This is a genomic window from Paenibacillus sp. T2-29 (assembly GCF_052921365.1).
This window is the reverse complement of the sequence record NZ_JBREVE010000003.1, coordinates 53,496-79,208: the sequence shown is the minus strand read 5'-3', so window position 1 is coordinate 79,208 and position 25,713 is coordinate 53,496. Positions and strand designations below refer to the sequence as shown.

Here is a 25,713-nt window from a genome sequence, read left to right as displayed (position 1 = left end):
TACCGCCTGGGAACAAAAAGAGGGCCGAACCATACGGCCCCCCCTCTCTAAGCATTTACAATGATGACTTTATTATTGTGGCAACGGCTTGGACAGTTTATAATATCCACTTTCCGAAGCCAGTTTCAGTAAGCTTTTCGCCTGACTTCCCGCCCAGGCGTAACCGAGTCGTCTTTCTTCACTAATTTTCATGATGTCCGTATACTTTTTGCCATCTCGGTCTGAGAAGAAATACTTATTGTCCTCCACATTGTAGAAACGATACCACATCACGCTTGATGCATCCTTTTGGAAAAACTCCGGACCTTGACGGTTGTATTTCATACCGTCGATCCGATTCGTGTCAAACCATTTCAAGGCACTCTGAGCAGCCTTTTTCACCTCAGCCGTCTGCGGTTGAGACATCAAGAAGGCCGTAATGCCTACCGATTCCGTAGTTGTTTTGGAAGCAAGCTCGAATGCTCGCGCAGGTACAGATTCATAAGTAACCGGATCATGCTGTGCTCCCCAGATTGTCGGTGTGCCATTGTTTACAATTTGAGCTTTAATTGTGTACTGTACGCCTTTATTCAGAGCCTGCTGAAGTCTGGAGCGATATGTATTGTCAAGAATATCGCTATCAAACGGCTGCCTTTTGTTTACAATGTCATCTGCCAGTACCATCACTCTAACCATTGCATCATCGTTGTAGGTTGCGGCATCAGAATAATTACCACGTTTAGGATATACCTGCGGCCAAGCACCGGAGGAATATTGAGAGGTTAATACAAAATCAATTGCTTTTTGTACACTGTTCTTAATGTCTTTGTTTTTGGTTTTTTTGTATACATCCGCTAAAAAGCGGATCTCGGTTGTCGTGGCCTCGTTATCAAACGTTCCGAGTTCAACACCATCCTTGCTCTTCCATGTAGAGCGAGCTGCCTTGCCATCCCATTTGGATTTATAATTTTTTTCCATCGCTTTGAAGAATCCGCCATGCGGCAATTGCCACGATACAATATTCAAGGCAAGCGTAGTGTCCTTGGATGTATTCCCTGTAGAAAATTTACTAAAATCACGATACTTGTCCAGCAAACTACTCACATTCACACTAGCCAATGGAACAACAGCATTTTTGTAAACGTTTGCATCATTGTACACGGCCTGGGTAACACTCGCACCTGCATCAGTCAAATTCTGCTCAGCTGCTGCCCATGAAGGGCTGACAAGTCCAGTTGTTAGGGTAATAGCCATTCCAGAAAAAGCAATCCATTTGACAGATTTTTTAACGTTAAACCTCATTGCAAACCTCTCCTTTAATTGGATTGTGGTATTACAAGAACTATTAAACACATGTATTATATGAAAATATAACCAAATAATCAATATATTTTATTATATACAAATGTAAGAGTTTACTAAACTAACATAAAAAAACATCTTACCAATACTAGATTAGTAAGATGTTTTTTTATGTTTCATATATATATAACAAGTCGCCAAACTGCACGGCTTATCCAAAGCGACCCATGATGTATTCTTGAGTCAACTCGTTTTCAGGATTGGTGAAAATATCATTTGTTTTCCCATGTTCAACCAAACTTCCGACATAAAAATAAGCCGTATAATCGGAAATCCGTGCAGCCTGCTGCATATTGTGCGTCACAATAACGATGCGCAGTTCTTTTTTCAATTCGGTAATAAGCTCTTCCACCTTCCCTGTAGACACAGGGTCCAGCGCGGAAGCTGGCTCGTCAAGCAACAGAATTTTCGGTTGGACAGAAAGTGCACGTGCAATACAAAGCCGCTGCTGTTGCCCGCCAGACAGAGCAAGAGCGGAATCGTGAAGACGATCCTTGACCTCATCCCATAATGCCGCCTTACGCAGGCTGCTTTCGACGATTTCATCAAGCTGCTTCTTTTTACGCACTCCCCGGTATTTAGGACCGAAGGCAATGTTATTATAAATCGATTTGTAAAAAGGGTTAGGCCGCTGCCACACCATGCCAATTTGCTGACGCAGCTTGATCACGTCCGTCTCTGGCGCCGTCAAATCCTGTCCGTCCATCCAAATATGTCCCGTTGTCGATGAAGACGCAATCTCATCATTCATTCGGTTAAGGGAACGCAAAAAAGTCGATTTACCACAGCCGGAAGGCCCAATCAGGGCGGTCACGGTCTGCTCTGGAAAAGCTAAGTTTACTTTTTTCACGGCCTCAAAACTTCCGTAATAAATACTCAAATCCTCAGTACTGAACGGATGTGGCGCTTGCCCCGTAAGTTGTTCTGAACGCGTAGACTGAACGGATGTTGCTGGTGTGGCGGTTTTTGCCGTTCGTGTAATCACATGTTCCATTGTTCTCCATCCCCTTTCTAATCCATTCGTTTGGCAGCTGTCAATCGACGGTAAACGACTCTTCCGAACCATCTTGCACTCAAGTTGAAGACCAGTACGAGCAGCACCAATACCGCAGAAGCGCCTGCGGCGATATCTTTGGAGTCAGGAGCAATGCCTTCACTGTTGACCTTCCAAATATGAACAGCCAATGTTTCAGCAGGTCGCATCGGATTAATAGGCGATCTGGCATGCAATGGATTCCAATCGGTAAAATCAAGCGGCGGCGTACTCATCCCTGCTGTAAACAGCAATGCGGCGGCTTCGCCGAAAATGCGGCCTGCGGCCAAGATGGTACCCGTAATCAAGCTTGGCAGCGCAGCTGGCAACAAAATGGAGGTAATGATTTTCCACTTGGACAATCCAAGCGCAAGTCCGGCTTCCTTTTGCTCCTTCGGTACAGCGCGGAAAGCCTGCTCCGTTGTGCGAACCATCAGCGGCAGATTGAATACGGCTAAAGCCAGGGCCCCTGACAAGAGGGAAAAGCCAAAATCAAACGTATTTACGATGAGTAATAGTCCAAACAATCCAATGACGATCGACGGGAACGAGGACAATACTTCAACGACAAGTCGTATGAAGTCCGTAATTTTCCCCGGCTTTGCATATTGCGCCATGTAAATGCCGGCGCCCCAGCCAATTGGAATGGTAATAATCAAAGTTAAGATTAGCAAAAATACAGAATTAAACAGTTGCGGACCAATGCCGCCACCTGCACGTAACGTTTGCGGAGCACTGGTTAGAAAATCAAAAGAAATATGGCTAACTCCGCGGGCCAAAATGAAGCCCAGTAATCCCACCAAAAGTGCAACAATGAACAAGGCGAAGAAACAGATTACAAATGTAGCGATCTTGTCGGTCGTTTTAGCTTTCATCAAACCCGGTTTCTCCTTTCAAGCAGCCTAACCAGCAGCACGAAAATGAATGTCATGAGCAGAAGAACAAGCGCCATACTCCAGAGTGCATTGTTATGAACAGAGCCCATCGCTGTGTTGCCCATGCTAAGTGTAATGACGCTGGTCAAGGTCGAAGCGGATTCCAGCAAGGAATGCGGTATGTGCGGAGCATTCCCGATAACCATCTGTACAGCCAATGCTTCTCCGAAGGCACGAGCCATACCGAGAATAATTCCTGTTAAAAGAGCAGGCAGCAACGTCGGAATAATAACACGGGCAATCGTCTGCCAGCGGGTAGCACCCAACGCATAAGAGGATTCACGCAGCCCTCCCGGCAAAGAAGACAACGCATCCGCCATAATACTCGTAATTGTCGGTAAAATCATAACTGACAACACAAGGCAACCTGCGAGAATACCGATGCCTTGTCCCCCAAACACGTTTCTCAGCAGTGGGACGATTACGGTCAAGCCGACAAAGCCATAAACAACCGACGGAATGCCGGATAATAATTCAATGGCAGGCTGAAGGATACGTTTACCCGATTTTGGCACGATTTCCGTCATAAACAAAGCTGCACACAAGCTAAGCGGACTGGCAATTAAGGCCGCTAATATGGTTACGGCAAAAGAACCCGTAATGAACGGAAGCGCGCCGAAGGACTTGGGCTCGCCATCCGGGCTCCATTTGGTTCCAAAGAAAAATTCCCGCAGACTGACTCCATTCACCGCAAATGTAGCTACACCTTTGGAGGCAACAAAATATACGATGGAGACAATGACTGCAACTAAAAAAACGACACAAACCGACGTATAGATGCGGCCGGTCCATTCTTCCCAGTAATGTCTTTCTTTCATAACTCGGGATCGTTTATTCTGTTCCATGTATGCCTTCCCTTCAATTGGTTCCATACTGTAACTCCTTTAAGCGAAGAATAGAGGCCGGACGCTAGTCCGCCTCTTCTTCGTGAATATACTCGCGTTAGCTGCGTTCATCCGAACAGGAGATCGCTCTCCTTATTTCGTGATATTACCGTCAGCATCACGTTTCACTTGCATACCTGATACCGGAATGTATCCCAAGTCTACAACGTCTGTTTTTTGGATTTCATCAGACAGAATGTAGTCCAAGAATGCTTTTACATGTTCTTTTGGCTCACCCTTGGTGTACATATGCTCATATGCCCACACTGGATATTTACCTTGTTCTACATTTTCAACGTTAGCTTCCACACCGTCATACTTCAAAGGAGTAACTGTGTTGTCGATGTAGGACAGAGCCAGGTAACCAATCGCACCAGGTGTTTCAGCAATCAGCTTTTTCACAGTACCAGAGGAATCTTCCTGAATGGAGCCTGGCAGATCTTCCGTTTTTTGTCCCAGTGCATATTTTTCAAAGGTTGCACGAGTACCGGAGCTGCTTGGACGGTTCACGATCACGATTTTTTGATCTGCACCACCAACTTCTTTCCAGTTCGTAATTTTACCTGTGAAGATTTGTACCAGTTGATCTTTCTTCAGGTCTGTTACGCCTACTTTGGGATTCGCTACCGCTGACATGGCTACAACTGCTACTTGGTGATCGACCAACTCTTCTGCGCCGCTTTCCAGTTTTTCCTTTGCAAACACGTCAGAGTTACCGATATCCGCTTGTCCACCGGATACTTGAGTCAAGCCAGTACCGCTACCGCCACCCTGCACTTGAACTGCAATGCCTTTATATTTATCGACAGCCATAAATTTTTGTCCCGCTTGCTCTACCAATGGTTGAAGTGCAGTGGAGCCAACAGCCAGAATGTTACCTGTCAGTTCAGCAGCTGCTTTATTGTCTGTTCCTGCAGCAGCGTCTCCTTGTGGTGCAGCATTGTTACCTGATCCGCAAGCTGCAAGTGCAAATACCATGGTGAGAGTCATCAGAATGAACGGCCATTTTTTCAACATTTTTTATTGTCCTCCCCTTAGTTAAGTGACGGTTTTTTATTTATGACCATCAACACTTTTACATTGTAGGCCTGGAATGTTAGACGAACGACTAGGTTTTGTAAAACAAATATAAAATATTGATAGATAAATTGTTTTTCGGTATATAATTAATCTATAGTGTAAATTCACGCATAAATATCAAGTAAGGAGAATTGTTCGATTCCATGAATATTTTAAAATTGCGCATCTTGGTGCTGATCGACAAATTCCATAAAGCGACGGAGGTGGCCGAAACTTTGCAAATCAAACAGCCCACCGTCAGCTTTCATATGAAAAGTCTGGAAAAGGAAATGGGTGCGACTTTGTTCTCTCTTCAACAAGGCAGAATTATGCTAACCGAGGCTGGTAAAAAAATGTTGCCTTACGCAAAGCAAATTCTCTCTCTCGAGCAAGAAGCCAGACAAGCTGTAGATGAACTAACAGAACAATCAGAGGGCCTCTTACATCTAGGCGCAGAGTCGATTTCAGGCATGTATCTTCTCCCGACTATCATGGCTGATTTTGCTCAGCAATATCCAGAATGTCGTATTCAGTTAGAAATTCAATCTCCGGATGTAATCAAGCAGCTACTGAAAGACGGAGAAGTTGATTTTGCTTTTCTCGACGGTGGAGAATCTCTTCTGGAAAATACTGTGGCAGAACCAGTGGCTTCAGATCAGGTGGGAATTATCCGCTCTGCATCGGCAGAGACATCCAATTCAATGGACATCAATGGGGCCGATACGCTGGATAAACACATATGGGTAAAATATAGCGGGGCATCCGTTGTAGATTCCTATTCCTCGCTAGTTAAATCCCATCTGGAAATCAACTCTTGGGAAGCAGTAAAGCAAGTGGTTAGTGGCGGAGAAGCGCTTGCCTTCTTTCCTGCCTGCGGAGTTCGTAGCGAGGATCATACTACCCCCTCGGTGGAATGGCTTCCTTATCCCGAAACTGACAGCACAAAGAGCCATTATCAAATAAACATCGTGTATCAACAAGATACACATAAGAACATGATGCAACAGGCATTCCTTGATTTTATACGACGAGAAGGAATAAGAACTAGCTAACAAAAAAAGAGCATTCAGATCTTATTGACCTGAATGCTCTTTTGCTTACTGTAACGAGTAGATGCCGTCCCAGTATTACTTCGTGGAGACTACAATTACGCTTGTGCTGGAACGCAGCTAATTTTGATCAGGTTCGTGGAACCGGAATCACCAAGAGGTACGCCCGCTGTAATCACAACCAAATCGCCCTCTTTAACGAGGCCAGATTTGCGACCACCTTCCAGCGCATTGTCAAACAGACTATCTGTTGTGTCGACGATTGGTCTGCCTTGTACTGCATGTACGCCCCAGATCAGAGCCAAACGGCGAACTGTTCTTTCCTGTGTTGTCACAGCGATAATTGGAGCTTCTGGACGGTATTTAGAGATCATACGCGCCGTTGTTCCGCTTTGTGTGGACGTCAGGATTGCTTTGGCATGCAGGTCAAGAGCAGAAATAGAAACGGATTGGCTGATTGCTTCTGTAATACTAATTTCTTGCGCCGTTCTTTGTTTTTTGAACAAATCGCGGTAGTTCAGAGAAGACTCAGCTTTTTCGGCAATACGTGACATTGTCAATACGGATTCTACCGGATATTTCCCAGCAGCTGTTTCGCCGGACAGCATAATTGCATCTGTTCCGTCAAAAATAGCATTGGCTACGTCACTTGCTTCCGCACGAGTCGGACGCGGGTTACGTTGCATGGAATCCAGCATTTGTGTTGCTGTAATAACAGGCTTGCCAGCTACATTACATTTGTTAATCATCAATTTTTGCGCCAGAGGCACTTCTTCAGCAGGAATTTCCACACCGAGGTCACCACGGGCAACCATCAGACCATCCGAAGCTTCCAAAATTTCATCCAGGTTGTCAACACCTTGCTGGTTTTCTATTTTGGAAATGATTTGAATGTGGCTTGCGTTGTGCTTCGCCAGCAATTCACGGATTTCCAGTACATCACTTGCTTTACGAACAAAAGAAGCTGCGATGAAATCAATGTCCTGCTCAATACCAAAAATGATATCATTAGCATCTTTCTCCGTAATACCAGGCAATGAGATAGCAACGCCTGGAACGTTAACGCCCTTCTTGCTTTTGATCGTTCCGCCATTGACAATGCGGCATTTGATTTCAGTGCCTGATACTTCAATAACGGTGAGTCCGATCAGACCATCGTCGATCAGAATGGTGGAGCCGGGCTCCACGTCCGAGGGAAGATCCTTGTACGTAATGGAGATACGATCTTGCGTACCGAGAATTTCTTCCGTTGTCAGCGTAATGAACTCGTCCTGAACAAGCTCAATAGGTTCAACTTCGAGCTTTCCTGTCCGGATTTCCGGCCCCTTCGTATCGAGCAAAATAGCAACATTTTTGTTAAGCTCCTTACAAGCTTGACGGATGTTTTTAATCCGGTTGCCATGCTCCTCGAAATCACCGTGAGAGAAATTCAGACGGGCTACGTTCATACCAGCCATAATCAGTTTCTTCACATTTTCCAATGATTCACTGGAAGGACCGATGGTACATACAATCTTAGTTTTGCGCATTTGGGTTTTTCCTCCGTTTTCAAAGGTGCTACTCTTTATATCTTTTTCCAACAATTAAATCTACTACACTTTTTCCTATTTGTATAGGAAGTTCGTCATATTTATTGTTACCCGTTTCCAGCGTATTACAACATAGGTTCAGATTCCGAAGGTTTTAAGAAAGTATATTGGCCTATTTTCCGGAATTTTTGATACCTGTCTTCTCTCAATTCATCGCAGCTCATATTCGTAAGGTCTGCCAAATGACGTTCTAATAACTCCTTGATTGCGGCAGCAGTCACTTCATAGTTACGATGTGCGCCCCCTTTCGGCTCTGGCACAATACCCTCGATAATCTCCATGCGCAGGAGGTCATTAGCGGTGATCTTCATCGCTTCAGCTGCCTGATCTGCCTTAGAAGCATCTTTCCATAGAATCGAGGCTGCGCCGTTTGGAGAAATGGCCGAATAAATAGCATGTTCCAGCATCAGCACACGGTTACCCACTGCAAACGCAAGCGCACCGCCGCTTCCCCCCTCGCCGATGACCACACAAATAACAGGCACCGAAAGCTTTGCCATCTCCCGCAAATTGCGGGCAATCGCTTCCGATTGACCTCTCTCCTCTGCTGTATTACCCGGATAAGCGCCCTTCGTATCAATAAATGTAATAATAGGACGCTTAAATTTGTCAGCCTGCTGCATCAGCCGCAAGCCTTTACGGAATCCTTCCGGATGGGCACTACCAAAAAAGCGTGCAATGTTATCTTTCGTATCCTTACCACGTTGCTGGCCAATGACGGTCACCGGAATACCATTTAGCTTGGCAATCCCGCCCACAACCGCCAGATCGTCTCCGAACAAGCGGTCGCCATGCAATTCAATAAAGTCCGTAAACACCTGATCGATCAAATCAAGGGACGTTGGCCTTTGATGATGGCGGGCCAGATGCATTTTTTGCGATGCTGTAATGTTAGAATATATTTCTTCTTCCATCTGGAGATAACGTTCTTCCAGGCGGTTAATTTCATCTGTAAAATCAATTTGCTTATCCTGTCCGAATTGCTTAAGTTCTTCGATCTTCTGTCGCATCTCGACCAGGGGCTTTTCATAAGGCAATTCGCCAGCCATTTATTCCTCCCCTTTCACACTGTGCAGATCAAGCAATTGCCCAAGGGTATCACGCAGTTCCTTGCGATGTACAACCATATCCAATTGTCCGTGCTGTAAATTAAATTCGGAAGTTTGGAAATCATCCGGCAGCTTCTGTCTGATCGTTTGCTCAATTACAATACGACCTGCAAAACCGAATACAGCACCTGGCTCTGCAATAATAATATCTCCAAGCATAGCAAAGCTGGCGGAGACTCCACCTGTAGTCGGATCAGTGATCACAGAAATATAAAGCAATCCCTGCTCGTCCAGACGAGCGAGAGCAGCGCTTGTTTTGGCCATCTGCATCAGACTCAGAATACTTTCCTGCATACGTGCCCCACCGGATGTGGAGAAGATGATAAGCGGCAAGCGCTTGTCTATCGCCTGCTCAATGGCGCGCGTAATTTTCTCTCCCACGACTGAGCCCATACTGCCTGTAAAAAAGTCAAAGCTCATCACCGCTACGACAACAGGAAGCCCATGAATAAGGCCGTCGCCCGTAACGACAGCCTCGCGCAGGCCAGCTTTCAGGGTCTGTTGCTCCAACTTACTTGCATATCCCGGAAAGTCCAGCGGATCAACCGAAATCATATCGGCATCATATTCCGTAAACGTGTCTTCGTCGAGCACCATGCGAATGCGATCCATCGCATTCAAACGCATATGGTATCCGCACACCGGACACACTTTCAAATTTTTCTCCAACTCTTTGCTGTATTGAATACTTCCGCACTTGCCACATTTGGTCATAAGACCTTCGGGAATTTCCCGTTTGGGACGATCCGGCATGTCCGCTTGATCGCCGCTCAGCGCCCGTTCCGAAGGGATGGTCGCGTATTTACGCTTCTTTTGGAATAAATCTTTAAACACAACTACACCTCTCCAGCCGTTTATTTGTCAGCCGTAACCGATACAAGGTCCTCTGCCGTCGATGCGGCACCTCTTAAGCATTATGTTCATACACACGTCAACGCCAGTTAATACAACATTACCGCCGATCGTGCATCCTTTGTTCCATTCATGCTGCTGTATCACTTCCGCCGTTCCGGACTCAAGGGCGCAAAATCGAATTCAGCACTTCCTGTATTTCTTCGACTTCACCCGAAGGCACAAGTATCTCAAACTGTTGCTTGGATGCACTGATGGCCCGGGTCTGCACCATAAAACCTTCTTCAGACAGTTTGAGCTTAATCATGTCAGCCAGTCTGGCCGTCGGTGCAATATATATCACCGTCCACATGCCTTGTTTCTACCCCCTAAGCCTCAAGTTTTGAGCCCATATAATAGACTCATGATAACATACCTTACTTTTTTCCCGCAACAAAAGCCCTCCTGATCATTCAAGTTCCGTCGGAGGGCCTAGAAAATCATTAATTCTGTTTATTCAGGCCAATTAAACATCCAATGATGCAGGATAATGCTTGGCATGAAGGCTCCGATGGGCAATACGCGAAGAAGCGGCGGCAGCCAATCCGGCGACAAGATCATCTAAAAACACATGAATACCACTGCCTTTTTGGTTCAGCTTTTCGATAATTCCAATCTTTTCTTTATCCAGATAGCCAAAACTGGTCAAGCCGATCATGCCGTACACGCTCGTAATGCCAAGAGCCATTGTCTCGTCCACTCCATACAGCGGTTCGTCTGCCTCCATAATGGCTTGAAGTGGCTGGGGAAGAAGTTTTTTTTCGGCCAGCTCATCGAGCGCAATGCCTGTCAGCAGTGTATATTGTACCTCTCGCTTTTGCAAAACTGCTTTGACACTTTCTACACATTCTTCCATAGTCAAATGAGGATAATATTTTAGCTGAAGCTGAAAAACAATGTCCGCAATGGACTCGATCTGAATGCCTCTGCGATTTAACAAGGTTTCTGCATATTCATAGGACATAATTTCCCTCCCGCTTTCACCATGCAGTTCTATTCTTCCACCGTGCGGGACTTTATGGTGCAGGATACGTGTTGAACCTCCTGTTCCGCCAGTTTTCCAAGTGTATGCGAAAGGGAAGGAAAATGTTCATTAAACCGTTACAATAAAGACGAGTTGCTGCGTGCCTGTCATTTGACTTTCACGGTGCCTTCACCCAGCATCGATTCCATTCGATCAAAAAGCTGAGGAGAAGGCTTAATGCTGTAAGCATCACTCAACGCCAGCAGACGCTGGTTGCTCTCGTAAAAAAGTACGGTAGGTACAGCACCGGGATGCTCCTGTAGCAATGCCTTGAGGCTGACCAGCAAGCTGGCGTCCTCCTCGGCCTGGCGGGTGATTTTGACAAACACCCGCTGACGGGCGGGCGATTCCGAGCCGCGCGGGGAAGGCACCTGCTCACTGTGAGCCGCTTCGCCTCTGCGTTGTGAAGAAGCCGCCACGGGACGAGCCTCCTTCTGCTGGGGCGACGCTGATGGAGCTGCTGCCGAAAGCGAGGTCGACACACGTGGCGCTCTCCCGCCTGTATTTCCAGCAGCTGGCACGGATGTTCCAGCTGCTGGGGACGAACGTGCTCCGGTACGCCGGCGCTGAAGAAGCCGTGACAGCGCGTCTTCCGCCAACGGAACTGCCTCATCCGCTAGGAGCTTGAAGTGTTCGTCCTGCTGCTGCATCTTAGCGCGAAGTGCAAGCAAGGCACCTTTTTCAATCCACTGCTGGCTTCGCTTCCAAACTTCAGGAAACAGCACAACCTCACAGCGCTCAATCTGATCCTCCAGCTCAATGAAGGCCATGGCCTTTCCCTGCTTGGTCGTAATCGTCTTGAGTGACACCACCATGCCTGCGGTCACAATAACCGTTTCATCTGGCACATCGCTCAGCTCCATCAGACGATCCGCTTGGCTGCTTTCCAGCAGCGACTCAAAATCATCTAGCGGATGCCCAGACAAATACAGACCCAACAGTTCGCGTTCCAGCTCTAATTGCTGGCTGGTACTAAATGGGGGTACATTGGGATATTCGATATCCCAATTAGGCATTTCCACAAACCCAAACATATCAATTTGCAAATCGTCACGTTCCTTGCGCCATTTGGCAGCTGCATCCACCGTTTCATCAAGCATGGCAAGCAACTGTGCCCGATGGCCTGTCAATGAATCAAATGCCCCTGCCTGAATGAGCGATTCAATCACTCTCTTATTACACACCCTCAAATCAACACGTCGACAAAAATCGAGCAGACTGTCGAAAGGACGTTCCTTACGAACAGCAAGAATGCTTTCCATTGCTTGTGTGCCGACATTTTTAATTGCAGCCAGTCCAAAGCGGATATCACCGTGCTGTAATGGGGTAAACAGCACCCCACTCTCATTCACATCAGGCGGCAACACCGCGATATCCATACGACGACATTCGACGACATATTCAGCCACTTTTCGATGACTTCCCATTACGGCCGTCAGCATGGAAGCCATGAATTGCACTGGATAATGTGCCTTAAGATATGCCGTCTGGAATGCTAGCACACCATAAGCAGCTGCATGGGCACGCGGAAAGCCGTAGTCAGCAAAACGGACGATCATATCGTAAACCCTTCCAGCTTCCTCCTCCGTGTAGCCCTGTTTAATACTGCCTTCGACAAAATGGCCCCGCTCTAGATCCAGCACCTCGCGCTTTTTCTTGGACACCGCGCGGCGCAGCAGATCAGCCTCTCCCAAAGAAAAGCCAGCCATGCGCGAAGCAATCTGCATGATTTGTTCCTGGTACACAATAATACCGTACGTATCCTTTAAGATCGGTTCAAGATCAGAATGCGGATAAGAAATCTCAATCTGTCCGTGCTTAGCCTGTATAAAGTTAGGAATAAAGCCCATCGGACCCGGACGATACAAAGCCACGACAGAAATGATATCCTCAAAAACACTCGGTTTCAAATCCTTGAGCACCCGGCGTACACCGGCCGACTCCAGCTGGAACACGCCTCCTGTATCTCCTTTGCCCAGCAAGTCATAGGTATGCGGGTCATCATCGGGAATACGGCTAAAGTCAGGCGTTTCTCCATGCTGCTCCGCAATCCAGCGCATGCACCGTTCAATAATGGAGAGCGTACGCAGTCCAAGGAAATCCATTTTCAGCAAACCGATGCGTTCCAGATTTTCCATCGAGTACTGCGTTAAAGGAACCCCTTCGCTCCCCTCTTGCAGCGGAACAGCATCGGTCAGTGGAGTCCGCGAGATGACAACACCTGCCGCATGTGTTGAAGCATGACGAGGCATTCCTTCTACTTTGATCGCCATATCCAGCAGTTCACGTGTCTTGGGCTTCGTTTCATACAGAGCCTTCAGCTCGGGGGTAATCTCCAGCGCATGTCGGATATTAATACCGAGCTGCGCCGGGATCAACTTGGCCGCCTTGTCCACCTCGCCATACGGCACGTTCAATACACGGCCGACGTCACGGACTGCGGCTCTTGCCGCTAATGTCCCAAAGGTAATAATTTGCGCTACATGCTCATTTCCGTACTTCTGTACTACATACTCGATAACCTCATCGCGGCGTTCATCGCTAAAATCAATATCTATATCCGGCATACTGATCCGTTCAGGGTTCAGGAACCGTTCAAAGAGCAGATTGTATTTTATCGGATCGACATTCGTGATATTAAGCACATAGGCAACCAAACTACCTGCGGAGGAACCCCGTCCCGGACCGGTTGCAATCTTATGCTTATGAGCAAAAGCGATAAAATCCCATACGATCAGGAAATAATCGCTGAAACCCATACTATCGATCGTATTTAATTCGTAGTTCAGCCGCTGGTCCAGTCTTTCCCGCTCCTCTGGCTGCTCCCACACAGGATCGCCTCCATAGCGACGCTCCAGCCCTTGCACGCACAGACTACGCAAATAGGACGAAGACGTCATGTCCTCCGGCAGCGGGCGATATTCAGGCAAAATAGATTGGCCGAATTCCAGTTCCAGCTCGCACTTCTCAGCAATACGCACTGTATTGGCGATGGCTTCTGCTACATGTGGAAATAAACGAGCCATTTCCTCCTGACTTTTCAGATACAACTGACGTGTTGGTATCCGCAAGCGTTCCTCATCGTCAACTGTCTTCCCTGTCCCGATACAGATCAGGACGTCCTGGACATCAGCATCCGGCTCGGTTAAGTAATGCACGTCATTCGTCGCCACTAGCGGAATATCCAGTTCCTTTGCCAGTGCGATCAATTGAGGATTTACGCGTTTTTGCTCCGACAGACCATGATCCTGAAGCTCCAGATAAAAATCATCGCCAAAAATGCTACGGTATCGTTCCGCTGCACGTCGTGCTTCGGCTTCTCTGCCATGCAGCAAATGCTGCGGCACTTCACCGCCCAAGCAAGCGCTCAGGCATATGATGCCTTCATGATGGGCAGCCAAAGCATCCATATCAATGCGCGGCTTATAGTGAAAACCCTCCAAATGGCCAATGGAGCACAGCTTCATCAAATTTTGATAGCCTGTTTTATTTTTGGCGAGCAAAATTAAATGATATATAGGCTGATCCTTCCGGCTGCCACGCTCCTTGCGCGATCCTGCCGTCATATAAGCCTCACACCCGATAATCGGCTTAATGCCGTTCTCTACACATGCTCTATAAAAAGGAATGGCACCGTACATGACCCCATGATCTGTAAGAGCCAGCGCCTTCATTCCGTAAGCTGATGCCTGTTTGACCAATTCCGCGGTACGAGCCGCGCCGTCCAGCAGGCTGTACTCGCTGTGAACATGCAAATGCACAAATGAACTCATGCGCTTCTCTTCCCTTCACCGCTTGATTTTCTTCAAACTATTTTATCATATCCACGTTAGTAGCGCCCATAGAATAAAAGTACAGACCCGGGCGGACAAGCGCGGTCCTGATTCATATACCCAAGGAGGAAAAGAGCATGAGCACTTTTATATCCAAAGCGATTCTCGACTTCTTCATTGCCTTCGGCATCGTGCTCGGAGGAGCCATGCTCGGCGGAATGGGAGCTGTAGTATCGCTTCAGCCGCCTACCCAGACGATGCTGGAGGTTGCAGGAAGGATTAAAATATGGGCGCTTGCCGCCGCTGTGGGGGGAACGATGGACCCGATCCGGGTCATTGAGAGCAATATGTTGGATGGTAATTTGTCACCTGCCATTAAGCAGATATTGTATTTGATTTTCGCCTTTCTAGGCGCTCATATGGGTGCAGAGCTGGTCAAGTGGGTATGCGGCAACGGACGGCCGTGAGGTGAAACGACTATGAGAGTTCCCCCCTTTGAGCGCCTGCGCCCTTTTATGCAATTATCCTCCGTTTTTGTACTCGGTATGATTACGGGAGGAATGATCTATAATGCCATCTGGCATGCGAGCTTCAATCAGCTGTGGGTGAACAACCAGGACCTTCAATTCCAGCTCCAGCAAGCCGAAGAGGACAACAAAACATTACGTAAATACAGCAAGCGCCAAACCGTCATCAAAGAAATCAAGCTGATCGCGGAGGAAGCTTCGGCTGAAAAAATTGACTCTATTAATCTGAAAGAGCTTCTTCGCCGCGTCAGTCGTGATCTGGAGGTGCTGCGCGGCAGAGATATGTTTGAGATTGACTCTGATAGCAAGCTGGTACGTATGTTGCTGCACCAAAAAAAATACACCGTTCGTGACAAGGAGTATACAATCCAGGTCAAAACGATGCTTGTAATGGAAGGTGTGCTGCAAATTTGGCTGGAGGCCAAAGAAAGACTGCCTCAAAGCCACTAATCGATCTATTTCACCCCACCTTTTGCTCCAATCCAGAGGTAGATCAACCATGTTCAATAGATTGGAGCGTCATCACTGCTTTACACACCAAATGATTTTCCCGTGAAATCGCAATTTCTAGCTTACATGTGCGGCGACTCATCTCGAGCAGCAACGGACGAAGAACGACAGCATCCTCAATCTGTACCGGTCGAATAAAATAAGTCGTCAAATTATCCAGCACATAATCCTTGCCGCTCATATCTCTAGCTGCTCGGTAGCCCGCTTGTGTCATCACGTTGACCAGTACGCCTTCCGAGATCGTCCCTAAATTGGTGGCCATCTGTGGAATGATAAAACCGCGAAAAAATAAGGATCCGTCCTCATTACGCTCCTCAGCAAAACCGTTCCAAATCAGCTGGTCGAACGTCTCGCCCAGTTGTGGCTGCTTTTGGGCGTTACGCAGTGCTTCCAGCACCTCACGCCGTGTAACGGACCCAAGCAGCTTACGGTTGCGATCCACGACCGGCAAGTAATCTACACCTTCCCATGCCATCATTTGAGCAGCAGAAGCCAGCGAGGTCTGGTAGGTGACCGTAATTGGATTACGGATCATACATTTATCCATCGTATGCTCAGGTTGAAGTCCTTCCACATCTTTACGGCTGACGATACCAATTAAACGATTCCATTCATCCACTATGGCAAAATGATGATATCCCGTGGTCGCTGATAGCTCTTCAAATTCGGTAAGCGTGCTGTTGATTTTCAAGGTCAGCGTCTTCGGTTTGCTTGCCGCAATGTCTTCAATCAACATAATTTTCTTTTTGATCAGGCGGTCAAATATTGCTCTATTAATCATAGATGCCACCGTAAATGTATCATGGCGCGAGGAAATAATCGGCAGACTAATCTGGTCTGCAAGCTGCTTAACCTCCCGACTCGTACCGAACCCCCCTGTAATCAGCACACCTGCCCCTTGCTCTAATGCAAGCGAATGCGCATCCTCCCGGTTACCTACGATCAGCAAACTGCCTGCGTCAATATAACGAGCCATCGCTTCCTCACGCATCGCCCCGATCACATACTTGTGCAACGGCTTCTCTAGCCCCTCGCTTCCGCCCAGCACATGTCCTTCTACAATATTCACGACATCCGCAAAGGTCAGCTGCTCAGACAAGCCGCGTGGACGTTTCTCCACTCGTACTGTTCCAATCCGTTCCTTGGTAATGACAATTCCCAAATTCTCTGCTTCTTTCACGGCCCGATAAGCCGTGCCTTCGCTAACGCTCATTTCTTTAGCCAACCTGCGTACAGAAATTTTGGAGCCTATTTTCAACTGCTCGATATGACGTAATAGCTGCTCATGCTTCGTAACTGTTTCATCTAGCCCGTCCAACTCTGTTACACCCCCAACGTTCAATCTGTATCATTCTGTATCTATTATACCACAAAACCCCTTTGTTTTAGACCCTTGTTATTAGGATATCTTTCCTTTGGAAATAACAAAAAAGCGGTCCCTTGTTACAAGAGACCGCTTCGTACTAGAATGATTTGTAATTTAGGAGCAAGCTTAGAACAAACTGGCAGAAAAACTTACAGCATCTTGCCTTTGTCAGCTTTATTATCCCATTTCATCTGCCACTGCTGCATTTTGGCCCGTCGCACACGCTCCAGCGTTTTGCGTTTTTCCTCATCTACACCCAGCAAAAAATGCAGGTTCGCTCCGATGACAAGCAACGCAAAAAGTACCCATACCATCCCAAAGCCGTTGACCCAGTTCAAACCACCTGCCAGCGAGATTCGTGGTAACGCGACCAATACCATAGCCAATGCGATTAGTGTGTACAAACCGTGTTTCCATTTTTTAAAAGAACCCAATCGTATCCCTTCCTCTCCCTTTGACTCTATGTATCTAGTCTATGAGAGGACAGGAAGGAATATGAGACAAACTTACAGAGACGAACCGTACAAATGTTGAAGACTGTCTGCAATAATCTTATTTACGTCCTCAATAATCACTGCCAGGCGACGTTCAGCGTCGAACAGACGACGGATGTTAAGGTTCAAGCTGAGTACCTCGAACATTTTTTCCATCTTTTCCATCTCTTCCTGTGCTGGCATATCGCCGCTCATCATCCGCTGTTGCACTTCCATTTGGCGTTCACGGAAATCGTCGAGCATTTTCTTGGCTTCCGGATCAGTCTCAATCAGCTTCATCGCTGATGTAATTTCCTCTACCTCTTTGCTTTCCTTCAATGCTTTCGCTAAATCATGGGCTTTGTCATAGATATTCATGATTGTTCATTCCTCCATTACAAGTTTTGTGTCAACATTTCACATTGTCCGTCAATCACCAAGGTATATATGTCCTCATATGATGAATCAGTGCTATTACAGCCCATTCACGTTTCCCGTTACTTTCAAGACATCAAGTTGCTGCCCGGAAGGAGATCCACGATGTCCATCAAAAAAACAACGATTCAAATCATCGGATCGGGCATCTTGCAGGATGACGTACTCATGGTCGGCGAGTCCCTGCTTCGCAAATGGAAAATATCCGCAGGCCACCCCGTTCAGCTCGCCTTCGGTTCGTTCCGCCAAGAGGTTACCGTCATATCGGTACCCCGATACAGCGGTCTACGCGTGGGAAGCGTGCTGGCCCGAAAAATGGGGCTTCATGCCAGTCATGACAGTTGTAATCTGCGAGTAACCTACAGCCGAGGCCGCCGGACACTTCGAGTGGGCCCACTTATTAGCGTGCTGGTTAGTCGGGACTATCCCGAACAGCCCGACAAGCCTTTCGGGTCGATCACCCTGTTCTGCCGTGAACTAGTCGGGGAATGCCGCAGACAAGGAGCATATGTGTATTTCTTCACCCCGGAGCATATCGGAAGTCAGCCCGGGCGAGTTCAGGGATGGGTGTATGACGGAGGCTGGAAAAAGACGGTCATGCCTGCCGGCGATGTCGTCAATAACCGGCTTACCTCCCGTAAACTCGAGAACAGAACTAGCGTACAGCATTTCATGAAAGAAGTAAAATCGCAGTACGGCACGGCCTTTTTTAATGAAAAGTTTTTGGATAAGAACGAAGTGTTTGATGCACTCAAATCGAATTCTTCCCTGCGCAAGTATTTACCCGAGTCCCACTTGCTGCAAACCTTTGCCGTTTTCAAAAAAATGTGCAACCAGTATCCCTCTGTTTTTCTCAAACCCGTGCGCGGAAGCCTTGGTAAAGGCATTATGCGCATTAACAAGCAAACCGATGGGACCTTTTCGGTGCTATCCACGACAGCGGGCACACCCCGAAAGCAAGCGTACGCTAACGTCGATAAACTGTACAAAAGCTTAGCGGGAAAAATGAAATCAACACGTTTTCAGCTGCAACAGGGTCTTACCTTGATTGATCACGATAAGCGTCCGGTCGATTTTCGCGCGCTTGTACAAAAAAATGCGTCTGGAACCTGGACCGTAACATCCATTGTCGCTCGGATCGCAGGAGGCAGCCACTTTGTATCCAATCTGGCAAGAGGCGGTACGCTCAGTACAGTCAAGGAAGCACTGGCCAAAACCACGCTGCCCGCAACTGTTAAATCGAATGGTCTTACCTCTCTCAAAACAGCAGCACTGGATATCGCAAGCGGAGTAGAAAAGGCAATTCCCGCCCATTTCGCGGAATTTGGTATTGATTTGGCGATTGACAGCACGGGGCGTATCTGGTTGCTGGAGGTCAATTCCAAACCATCAAAAAATGACAATACACCGTTAAACGATCAGAAAACCCGCCCGTCCGTAAAAAAAATGATTGAATACTGCTGTTATTCAGCCGGATTCAAATGAATCTATCTCTTCCAGAGTCCGGCTGCCAAAGGAGCTGTTGTCGGTGTCTCTTGTTATGCCAGGCATGCTGGGCGTGCTTGTTAGCCGAAAGCAGGACGCTACTCCCCCTATTACCGAAGCCGATTTCTGCCGCAGGCTAAGTTTGTTGGGCAGGCGCTCTGGTATTAGCGTAATGGCGTTTACCGCCGAAGGAGTTTCACCTGAAGATCATTCCATACGGGGTTATGTTTATCGTGCTGGAGTATGGACATTCGGCCGCTTTCCCTTGCCGGATATTGTGTATAACCGCTGTCTCCATGTCCATGAAAGCCAGAATGTCAAGCGCACACTGGGAGACATAGCGGAGCAAAAATCGCGCAAGCTCATCTACTGGTCGCGTAACTTGCCTGGCAAATGGCAGGTATATCGCGCTCTGCATACGGTAGATAAAGTGCGGCCCTTTGTACCGCCTACGGCCCCATACCGGGATACAACCCAGCTTGTGGAGTGGCTGCAACGCCATTCGGAGCTATTTATGAAACCACAGTCCGGAACACATGGCAAGGGCACGCTGTATCTCCGGCTGGCGGAAGGAGGTCAGGGACTGTACGTACAAGGCAGGAACTCCCAAAACCGCCCGTTCCGTCGCTTGTTTTCTGAATTGGATGCAGGATTGTCATGGATCGACGGTATTGCACACAAACGCGCCTATATCGTGCAGCCTTATTTGAAATTAACAAGCCAAAGCAATCATCCCTTTGATGTTCGCGCGCTCATGCAAAAGGACGGCAACGGCTGTTGGCGCCTGACGGGCTTTGCCGTGAGAGAAGGCAGAAAAGGAACTCTGACTTCCAATCTGCACGGTGGGGGCGAAGCCCATCCGGCAGAGCCTTACCTTCGTGAACAATTTGGCGTGGACAGCACACGTCTCATCATCGGGCAGATGATGGAGCTGTCCTTGACCATTGCCGAGGCGTTGGAGGAACGCTATGGTCGCCTTGGCGAGTTGGGAATTGATTATGGTATTGACCGGAGCGGGAATATCTGGCTGTTGGAGGTTAATTCCCGTCCTGGTCGGGCCTCCTTTTTTCAGACTCGTCAGCCAGAGTGCGCTTTTCGGTCGGTCAACCGCCCGCTCGAATATGCTCGATATTTAATGACCCATTCCAAAGCGACAGGGCCAAAGGGCGCGGGCGCCTCCCTTGAACATACGGTATAGGAGGATAAACAGATGAGTTTAACGCATTGCAATGTGCATTTCTCACAGCAGCCCGACAAGGTGGCGTATATATCCACTGCCTTGTTGAAAAGCCTTAAGTTATCTGGAGCCAAGTCCATTCGTTTGCGACTTGGCAAGGATCAGATTCCCGCAACAGTAAAACCCATTCAGAAGGCGGGACGTCATCTATACTTGACCTCCGGCTTACGCAATGCAATCCGTGTTCCCAAAAGCGGGTCTATCTATTTGCGGAATCTGGACGGAGATGTTCAGCTTGGACCGTTGATTGGAGTATTGTCTGATGCTACTAGCTCCACCACCCGCCCTTTCGGATCACGCACAGGCTTTATTAAGCAACTGTTGAAGGAAGGCAGCAAAAAGTCTTATATTTTTGCCTTCACCCCACGGGATATCAACTGGCAAAATGATACGATTAACGGCTATTTTCTGTCATCCAGCGGGGAGTTTACCCGTAAACTCGTACCTCTGCCGGACGTAATTTATAATCGTTTGCCGAGCCGTCGCTCTGATTTTTCCCCAGCGATCAATCAACTACGCGAACGCTTTTCCCGCAAACGAATTCCTTTCTTTAACTGGAGCTTTTTCAATAAATCCGATATCTATCATTTGCTAGAAAATAATCCAGAGGTTAACCGTTATGTCCCTGAATCCTATATGAATCCTAGCTCTGAACGTATTCGAGGTATGCTGGAGCGGCATCAATTTGCTTATTACAAGCCAAGTAGCGGCAGTCTCGGCAAAGGAATCTATCGTCTGTCCTATGTCCCCAAGCAAGGATACTATGTAAGGTACCGAAAAAAAAATAGCAATGTATTGCTGCGGTTCGCCTCTTTTAATTCCATGCTGAGGATGCTTCACTCCAATAAGGGGCAGACGCTAAAAGGCTACGTCATTCAGCAGGGCATTCAGCTGATCGAGATTGATAATTGCCCGATTGATTTTCGGTTTCATATGCACAAAGACGGTAATAACCAATGGGTCGTCGTTGGCATTGGAGCCAAAAAAGCCGGACGTGGCAGTGTCACGACCCATATCAAAAACGGCGGTTCCCTGATGACACCCGAGCAAGCGCTCGGTCGTGTATTCGGAGACCGGGCGGGTGAAGTGCTGCAACGTGCCAAGAATGTAGCAGTTACGCTAGCAGAAGCCATTGAATATCACCACCAGCATCTACTGGGTGAAATCGGATTCGATCTGGGCATTGATCAGGATGAAAAGGTCTGGATGTTTGAAGCCAATTCTAAGCCAGGTCGATCCATTTTTCAGCATCCATCGTTGCGTGCGGAGGGTAAAGCATCCGTGGAGCATATTTTGGACCACTGTCTTTACCTCAGTAAATTCCGCAGAAAAGAGGAACTATGAATACCCGGGCGGAGCAAAAACCAGTTGTTGCTGTATTGACAGTGCACGACGATGAACAATTTTTCAAGGGAAATCAGCGAAACTTCAGGGATATTCTTGAAACGGGAACGCGCATGGGTTATCAGGTATACATTGTTACTGTCAGGGACTTGAAACTGACGGATGAAACAGTGAAGGGCTACATCTACAACAAAAACTCACAGATATGGGAGGAACAAAATTTCCCATCTCCACAGGTCATTTATAATCGTATCCCCAACCGTAATTATGAACTTAAAACATCTGTGCGCACAAAGCTGGATGAAATTGCACATGCCTCAGGCGTTGAGCTGTACAATCCAGGCTTTTTTAACAAATGGGAACTGTTCAAATGGCTCCGCACCTCGGAATCCACTCGTCAACTTGTTCCGATTACCAAACGATTAAGCAACCTGTCATCCTTAGGAAAAATGCTGTCTGCATATCCATACCTGTATCTCAAACCGGAAAACGGTAAAGCCGGAAAGGGAATTATGATCCTCAGATTCAACCCAGAGCATCTGATGGCATACAGGTTGACCATTCAACATGACAAAAAAAGCATAACCTACCGATCTGTATCCTTGTCTCGGTTATGGGGACGTATTCGCCGAGAAGCAGGCAACTCCCCTTATATCATTCAGCAGGGTATCGATCTGGCAACCTATCAGAAAAAGCCCTTCGATTTGCGCATTCTAGTGCAAAAAAATGCCCGTGGCGCATGGAGCATTACCGGAGTAGGTGCCAGACTAGCGGGTAAGGGAAGTATTACAACACATGTTCCGCGCGGGGGAAGTGTGGAGGACCCGTTTATGCTGCTGTCCTCACTCTTTGGACCTGAGGATAGCACAGATTTGCTGAATAAGGTTAAAAGTACGGCCATTCAGATTGCACGTCAAATTGAACGCGCATCCGGTCTTTCTCATGGTGAAATGTCCATGGATCTGGGCGTAGACACACTCGGGACCCTCTGGTTTTTTGAAGCCAATGCCAAACCGATGAAATTCGACGAGCCGGACATCCGTCAAAAATCACTTAGACGTATATTTCAGTACAGCTCCTTTTTGGCCGAACGAATGAAATAATCTCAAGGAAGTGGAATTATGCCGCAAATTAGCGATGTTCAACATTTGCCTGCCCGGAGTTGGGTACTGAGACGACGACAGTTGCTGTTTCTGGCTCGTAGCTCGGGCGGCATGCGCATTACTCGCAATGCTCTGCGGCAGTTGGCTGTTTTAACGCCGGAGCAATTGAACACCCCTGGCTCCTCCCTCCTGTGCGCATATGTGCGCACAGAGAAGGGGCTGCGGATTGCGGGATTTTCCCTCGCTCTGAATTATGGGAAGGATGCTTGCATCGTAATTGTTCGTCCGCTTTACCGGGGCCGCAGACTGGGCGCTAGACTGCTGTCCGCCCAGCTTCAACAGCTGCGCCGTCTGACGTGCAGCGTAGCCACCGACAATATGGCCAGTCTCAAAACCTGTTTTCGTGCTGGACTTATTGCACATGAAATGACAACTGGACCGACGGGGAAGCCCACGCTAATATTTTGTGGGAAGTTATCCGAAGATGAGCAGACGGCAGAGGAAGGTGGAATGCTGTGCCAAAACCTGTCCTAGGCATCATGACTTTGTATTTGAACAGTAAGAAGCAACTGGAGGAACGTGACATATATGAACGCATGATTGCAGAAGGAAAAAGGCTGGGGCTGGATATGTATGTATTCACTCCTGCGGATGTCCATAAGGATCGCAGACTGCTCCTTGCCCAAATCTATGATCCACACAGCGATAAATGGACACGAAAATGGCGAGAATTTCCGGATATGATTTTCGACCGCTGCCGAGTCCAGCGCAGTGAGCGGTATCGTCAATTAAAGAAATTCCGATTGCAGTATACAGACCTTGTTTATTTAAACCGACCGCTGAGCAATAAATGGGCCATTCATCAGCAGCTTGCGAGAAAGGCTGCCTTTCGCCCCCATCTGCCTGCAACAGAGCCGTTCGATGGATTTCATAGTGTAAAGCGAATGCTCAAACAGAATTCACTAGTATACCTCAAGCCAATTAACGGCACGGGAGGCCGCGGGATTTTACGCATTGAGCCTGTTAACAAGCAGAGCGGCCTGTATCTGATTGAGGGACGCAATCGCAAACGCCATATTATTCCTCAGCAGCGGGTACGTCTGGATCGTCTGGAGCCGCGTCTGAGCAGCTGGAACATGGATAACTACATTGTTCAGGAAGGCATTCCTGTGCAGTTGCCGAATGGCAGGGTCCATGATTACCGTATGCTGGTACAGAAAAATAGCCAGGGAGTATGGGAGCTAACGGGATGTGCCGGGCGCATCGGGGCACATCGGAGTGTCACTTCCAACCTACATGGCGGAGGCAAGGCAGTGCCGATGAAGCAATTGCTGACGCAATGGATTCGTGATGAAGACCAGAGAGAGAAAATCATCAAGCAAGGGGAAAAGCTCGGCCTGGACATTGCTGCGTATCTGGAAGAAAGCTATGGGGCATTATGTGAACTTGCGCTCGATTTGGCAATCAATAAGGACGGTCATATCTACGTGCTCGAGGTCAACCCGAAGCCGGCTCGCGAGGTATTTTCACGCATTGGCGAAAAAGAAACCTATCGTCGTGCCATCACCAAGCCCATGGAATACGCCCTGTGGGTCTACCACACTCAGATTAATCCGAAGCCGCAGACGGAACAAAAAACAGAAGAACAAACAGAAGATAAGACAGAGAGTAAAGCAAAGGAAGGCTCCGCCTAAGTGGCTGCCTTCCTTTGTTTTGTTATCGCCCAACATCGTTTGCATGTATTATTTATATGGTACGCCACAGCTATTTATAACTCTTATCAATGCTTTCACAGTTACTCGGCGTTTTTATAAAGTGTAAGCAGCTGGGTAAAGTCCGTAATAATCGCATCGGACCCTTCCAACTCATCATTCACACCAAATCCAGCGTAAGCACAGCCGATCACGGTCTGTCCGTTCTTTTTGCCAGCTTCCACATCGGAGGAACGATCTCCGACCATCCATACATTCGAAATATCGTGCTTGCTCAACAAAATTTCTAGCAAATTCACTTTGGAAAGCGTACTGTATTCCCCAGCGCTGTACAGTCCTTCAAAAATAGGAACCATTTCATACGCAGCAGCAATCCCCTTTACGTAATCCTCCAGCCCGTTACTGGCTACGAATAATCGGACACCTTGCTCATGAAGTGCCTGGAGTGTTTCTTTTACATGTGGATACAGAGCATGACTTCCATTCTTCAACCCCTCCAGCTCCAGCTGAAGCAACAACTCGTCCGCTCTTCTGTGAGCTGCTTCACTGGCTTCTGGCATTACTCTTCTCCAGATTTCATCCAGCAGCATACCCAAACTATTCAAAATAAGCTCCTCCGGAGGAGTCTCTCCTTCATAAAGCCCTTCGGCGCGCAGCGTATCAAACAGCTTGTGATACGCAGGAAGCAGCAGCGTCTCCGTCTGAAAAAGTGTACCGTCCATATCAAATACCATAGCCTCAGGTTTCTTCAACACAGGTGCATTGTTCATGTAGTTATCAGTCATTCCTTTCCTATGTAAGTTTACACTCCGACCCCTCTCATGATAAGCAATA

24 protein-coding genes are annotated in these 25,713 nt (G+C 47.7%); 9 read left to right on the top strand and 15 right to left on the bottom strand.

Translation table 11 applies throughout. The annotated features are described in order from the left end of the window. Positions 1-72: 72 nt before the first annotated feature. The 5 genes from pelA to ACU1JV_RS09840 all read right to left on the bottom strand — a co-directional run bounded on the left by pelA (position 73) and on the right by ACU1JV_RS09840 (position 5,210). Positions 73-1,281, bottom strand: coding sequence for a pectate lyase (gene pelA / locus ACU1JV_RS09860; RefSeq protein ID WP_058829339.1), 1,209 nt, complete (start codon positions 1,279-1,281; stop codon positions 73-75). A 211-nt stretch (positions 1,282-1,492) separates the two neighbouring features. After that, positions 1,493-2,335: a phosphate ABC transporter ATP-binding protein PstB gene (pstB, locus tag ACU1JV_RS09855; RefSeq protein WP_413985873.1), complete on the bottom strand. Its 843-nt coding sequence runs from the start codon at positions 2,333-2,335 to the stop codon at positions 1,493-1,495. 17 nt (positions 2,336-2,352) lie between these two features. After that, positions 2,353-3,249 carry a phosphate ABC transporter permease PstA gene (gene pstA / locus ACU1JV_RS09850; protein WP_013309592.1) on the bottom strand — a complete coding sequence of 299 codons (897 nt, stop codon included), beginning with the start codon at positions 3,247-3,249 and terminating at the stop codon, positions 2,353-2,355. Beyond that, positions 3,249-4,181 (bottom strand): phosphate ABC transporter permease subunit PstC, encoded by a 933-nt coding sequence (pstC, locus tag ACU1JV_RS09845; protein ID WP_013370343.1) that lies wholly within the window; start codon positions 4,179-4,181, stop codon positions 3,249-3,251. The genes pstA and pstC overlap by 1 nt, the downstream gene beginning before the upstream one ends. A 105-nt stretch (positions 4,182-4,286) precedes the next feature. After that, positions 4,287-5,210: a phosphate ABC transporter substrate-binding protein gene (locus ACU1JV_RS09840; RefSeq protein ID WP_413985872.1), complete on the bottom strand. Its 924-nt coding sequence runs from the start codon at positions 5,208-5,210 to the stop codon at positions 4,287-4,289. A gap of 206 nt (positions 5,211-5,416) precedes the next feature. On the opposite strand from ACU1JV_RS09840, the gene ACU1JV_RS09835 reads away from it, so the two are divergent. Beyond that, positions 5,417-6,304, top strand: a complete 888-nt coding sequence (locus ACU1JV_RS09835) for a LysR family transcriptional regulator (RefSeq protein ID WP_413985871.1) — start codon at positions 5,417-5,419, stop codon at positions 6,302-6,304. Positions 6,305-6,399: 95 nt separating this feature from the next. On the opposite strand, the gene pyk is transcribed toward ACU1JV_RS09835, so the two are convergent. The 6 genes from pyk to ACU1JV_RS09805 all read right to left on the bottom strand — a co-directional run bounded on the left by pyk (position 6,400) and on the right by ACU1JV_RS09805 (position 14,687). After that, positions 6,400-7,830 (bottom strand): pyruvate kinase, encoded by a 1,431-nt coding sequence (gene pyk / locus ACU1JV_RS09830; RefSeq protein ID WP_013370340.1) that lies wholly within the window; start codon positions 7,828-7,830, stop codon positions 6,400-6,402. Positions 7,831-7,955: 125 nt separating this feature from the next. Beyond that, a complete protein-coding gene (locus ACU1JV_RS09825; protein WP_413985870.1) occupies positions 7,956-8,939 on the bottom strand; it encodes an acetyl-CoA carboxylase carboxyltransferase subunit alpha in 984 nt (327 codons plus the stop codon). Continuing rightward, positions 8,940-9,833, bottom strand: a complete 894-nt coding sequence (accD, locus tag ACU1JV_RS09820; protein ID WP_013370338.1) for an acetyl-CoA carboxylase, carboxyltransferase subunit beta — start codon at positions 9,831-9,833, stop codon at positions 8,940-8,942. Between the two features lie 181 nt (positions 9,834-10,014). Continuing rightward, positions 10,015-10,203 carry a hypothetical protein gene (locus tag ACU1JV_RS09815; protein ID WP_007429680.1) on the bottom strand — a complete coding sequence of 63 codons (189 nt, stop codon included), beginning with the start codon at positions 10,201-10,203 and terminating at the stop codon, positions 10,015-10,017. 153 nt (positions 10,204-10,356) lie between these two features. Then, positions 10,357-10,854 carry a phosphatidylglycerophosphatase A family protein gene (locus ACU1JV_RS09810; protein WP_013370337.1) on the bottom strand — a complete coding sequence of 166 codons (498 nt, stop codon included), beginning with the start codon at positions 10,852-10,854 and terminating at the stop codon, positions 10,357-10,359. A gap of 167 nt (positions 10,855-11,021) precedes the next feature. Then, on the bottom strand, positions 11,022-14,687 hold the full coding sequence (locus ACU1JV_RS09805) for a DNA polymerase III subunit alpha (protein ID WP_413985869.1): 3,666 nt from the start codon (positions 14,685-14,687) through the stop codon (positions 11,022-11,024). Positions 14,688-14,824: 137 nt separating this feature from the next. On the opposite strand from ACU1JV_RS09805, the gene ACU1JV_RS09800 reads away from it, so the two are divergent. Together ACU1JV_RS09800 and ACU1JV_RS09795 are read left to right on the top strand one after the other, a co-directional pair. Next, entirely contained in the window at positions 14,825-15,154 is a 330-nt protein-coding gene (locus tag ACU1JV_RS09800; protein WP_013309582.1) for a YtrH family sporulation protein, read from the top strand. Between the two features lie 12 nt (positions 15,155-15,166). Beyond that, positions 15,167-15,664, top strand: a complete 498-nt coding sequence (locus tag ACU1JV_RS09795; protein WP_013370335.1) for a hypothetical protein — start codon at positions 15,167-15,169, stop codon at positions 15,662-15,664. Between the two features lie 43 nt (positions 15,665-15,707). Here the strand turns inward: ACU1JV_RS09795 and ACU1JV_RS09790 are convergent, their stop codons facing one another. The 3 genes from ACU1JV_RS09790 to ACU1JV_RS09780 all read right to left on the bottom strand — a co-directional run bounded on the left by ACU1JV_RS09790 (position 15,708) and on the right by ACU1JV_RS09780 (position 17,941). Then, positions 15,708-17,042, bottom strand: a complete 1,335-nt coding sequence (locus ACU1JV_RS09790; protein ID WP_013370334.1) for a DRTGG domain-containing protein — start codon at positions 17,040-17,042, stop codon at positions 15,708-15,710. Positions 17,043-17,239: 197 nt separating this feature from the next. Beyond that, positions 17,240-17,524, bottom strand: a complete 285-nt coding sequence (locus tag ACU1JV_RS09785; RefSeq protein ID WP_017425916.1) for a hypothetical protein — start codon at positions 17,522-17,524, stop codon at positions 17,240-17,242. A gap of 72 nt (positions 17,525-17,596) precedes the next feature. After that, the gene (locus ACU1JV_RS09780) at positions 17,597-17,941 is read right to left on the bottom strand and encodes a YlbF family regulator (protein WP_013370332.1); all 345 of its coding nucleotides are present in this window, start codon (positions 17,939-17,941) and stop codon (positions 17,597-17,599) included. A 162-nt stretch (positions 17,942-18,103) separates the two neighbouring features. Between ACU1JV_RS09780 and ACU1JV_RS09775 the strand changes: the two genes are divergently transcribed. Genes ACU1JV_RS09775 through ACU1JV_RS09750 form a run of 6 tightly spaced genes read left to right on the top strand, consistent with a single transcriptional unit; the run spans position 18,104 to position 24,861 of the window. After that, positions 18,104-19,483 (top strand): YheC/YheD family endospore coat-associated protein, encoded by a 1,380-nt coding sequence (locus ACU1JV_RS09775; RefSeq protein WP_040101721.1) that lies wholly within the window; start codon positions 18,104-18,106, stop codon positions 19,481-19,483. A 43-nt stretch (positions 19,484-19,526) separates the two neighbouring features. Next, the gene (locus tag ACU1JV_RS09770) at positions 19,527-20,681 is read left to right on the top strand and encodes a YheC/YheD family endospore coat-associated protein (RefSeq protein WP_413985868.1); all 1,155 of its coding nucleotides are present in this window, start codon (positions 19,527-19,529) and stop codon (positions 20,679-20,681) included. Between the two features lie 12 nt (positions 20,682-20,693). Next, positions 20,694-22,064: a YheC/YheD family endospore coat-associated protein gene (locus ACU1JV_RS09765; protein ID WP_013370328.1), complete on the top strand. Its 1,371-nt coding sequence runs from the start codon at positions 20,694-20,696 to the stop codon at positions 22,062-22,064. Then, complete coding sequence (locus ACU1JV_RS09760) at positions 22,061-23,167, top strand: YheC/YheD family endospore coat-associated protein (RefSeq protein WP_013370327.1); 1,107 nt, start codon at positions 22,061-22,063, stop codon at positions 23,165-23,167. Before ACU1JV_RS09765 ends, ACU1JV_RS09760 begins: the two co-directional genes overlap by 4 nt. Positions 23,168-23,185: 18 nt before the next feature. Next, positions 23,186-23,701, top strand: coding sequence for a GNAT family N-acetyltransferase (locus ACU1JV_RS09755; protein WP_013370326.1), 516 nt, complete (start codon positions 23,186-23,188; stop codon positions 23,699-23,701). Further along, positions 23,683-24,861 (top strand): YheC/YheD family endospore coat-associated protein, encoded by a 1,179-nt coding sequence (locus ACU1JV_RS09750; RefSeq protein ID WP_013370325.1) that lies wholly within the window; start codon positions 23,683-23,685, stop codon positions 24,859-24,861. Before ACU1JV_RS09755 ends, ACU1JV_RS09750 begins: the two co-directional genes overlap by 19 nt. A gap of 101 nt (positions 24,862-24,962) precedes the next feature. Here ACU1JV_RS09750 and ACU1JV_RS09745 read toward each other — a convergent pair whose 3' ends face one another. Next, on the bottom strand, positions 24,963-25,664 hold the full coding sequence (locus ACU1JV_RS09745; RefSeq protein ID WP_016819605.1) for an HAD family hydrolase: 702 nt from the start codon (positions 25,662-25,664) through the stop codon (positions 24,963-24,965). Between the last annotated feature and the right edge of the window lie 49 nt (positions 25,665-25,713).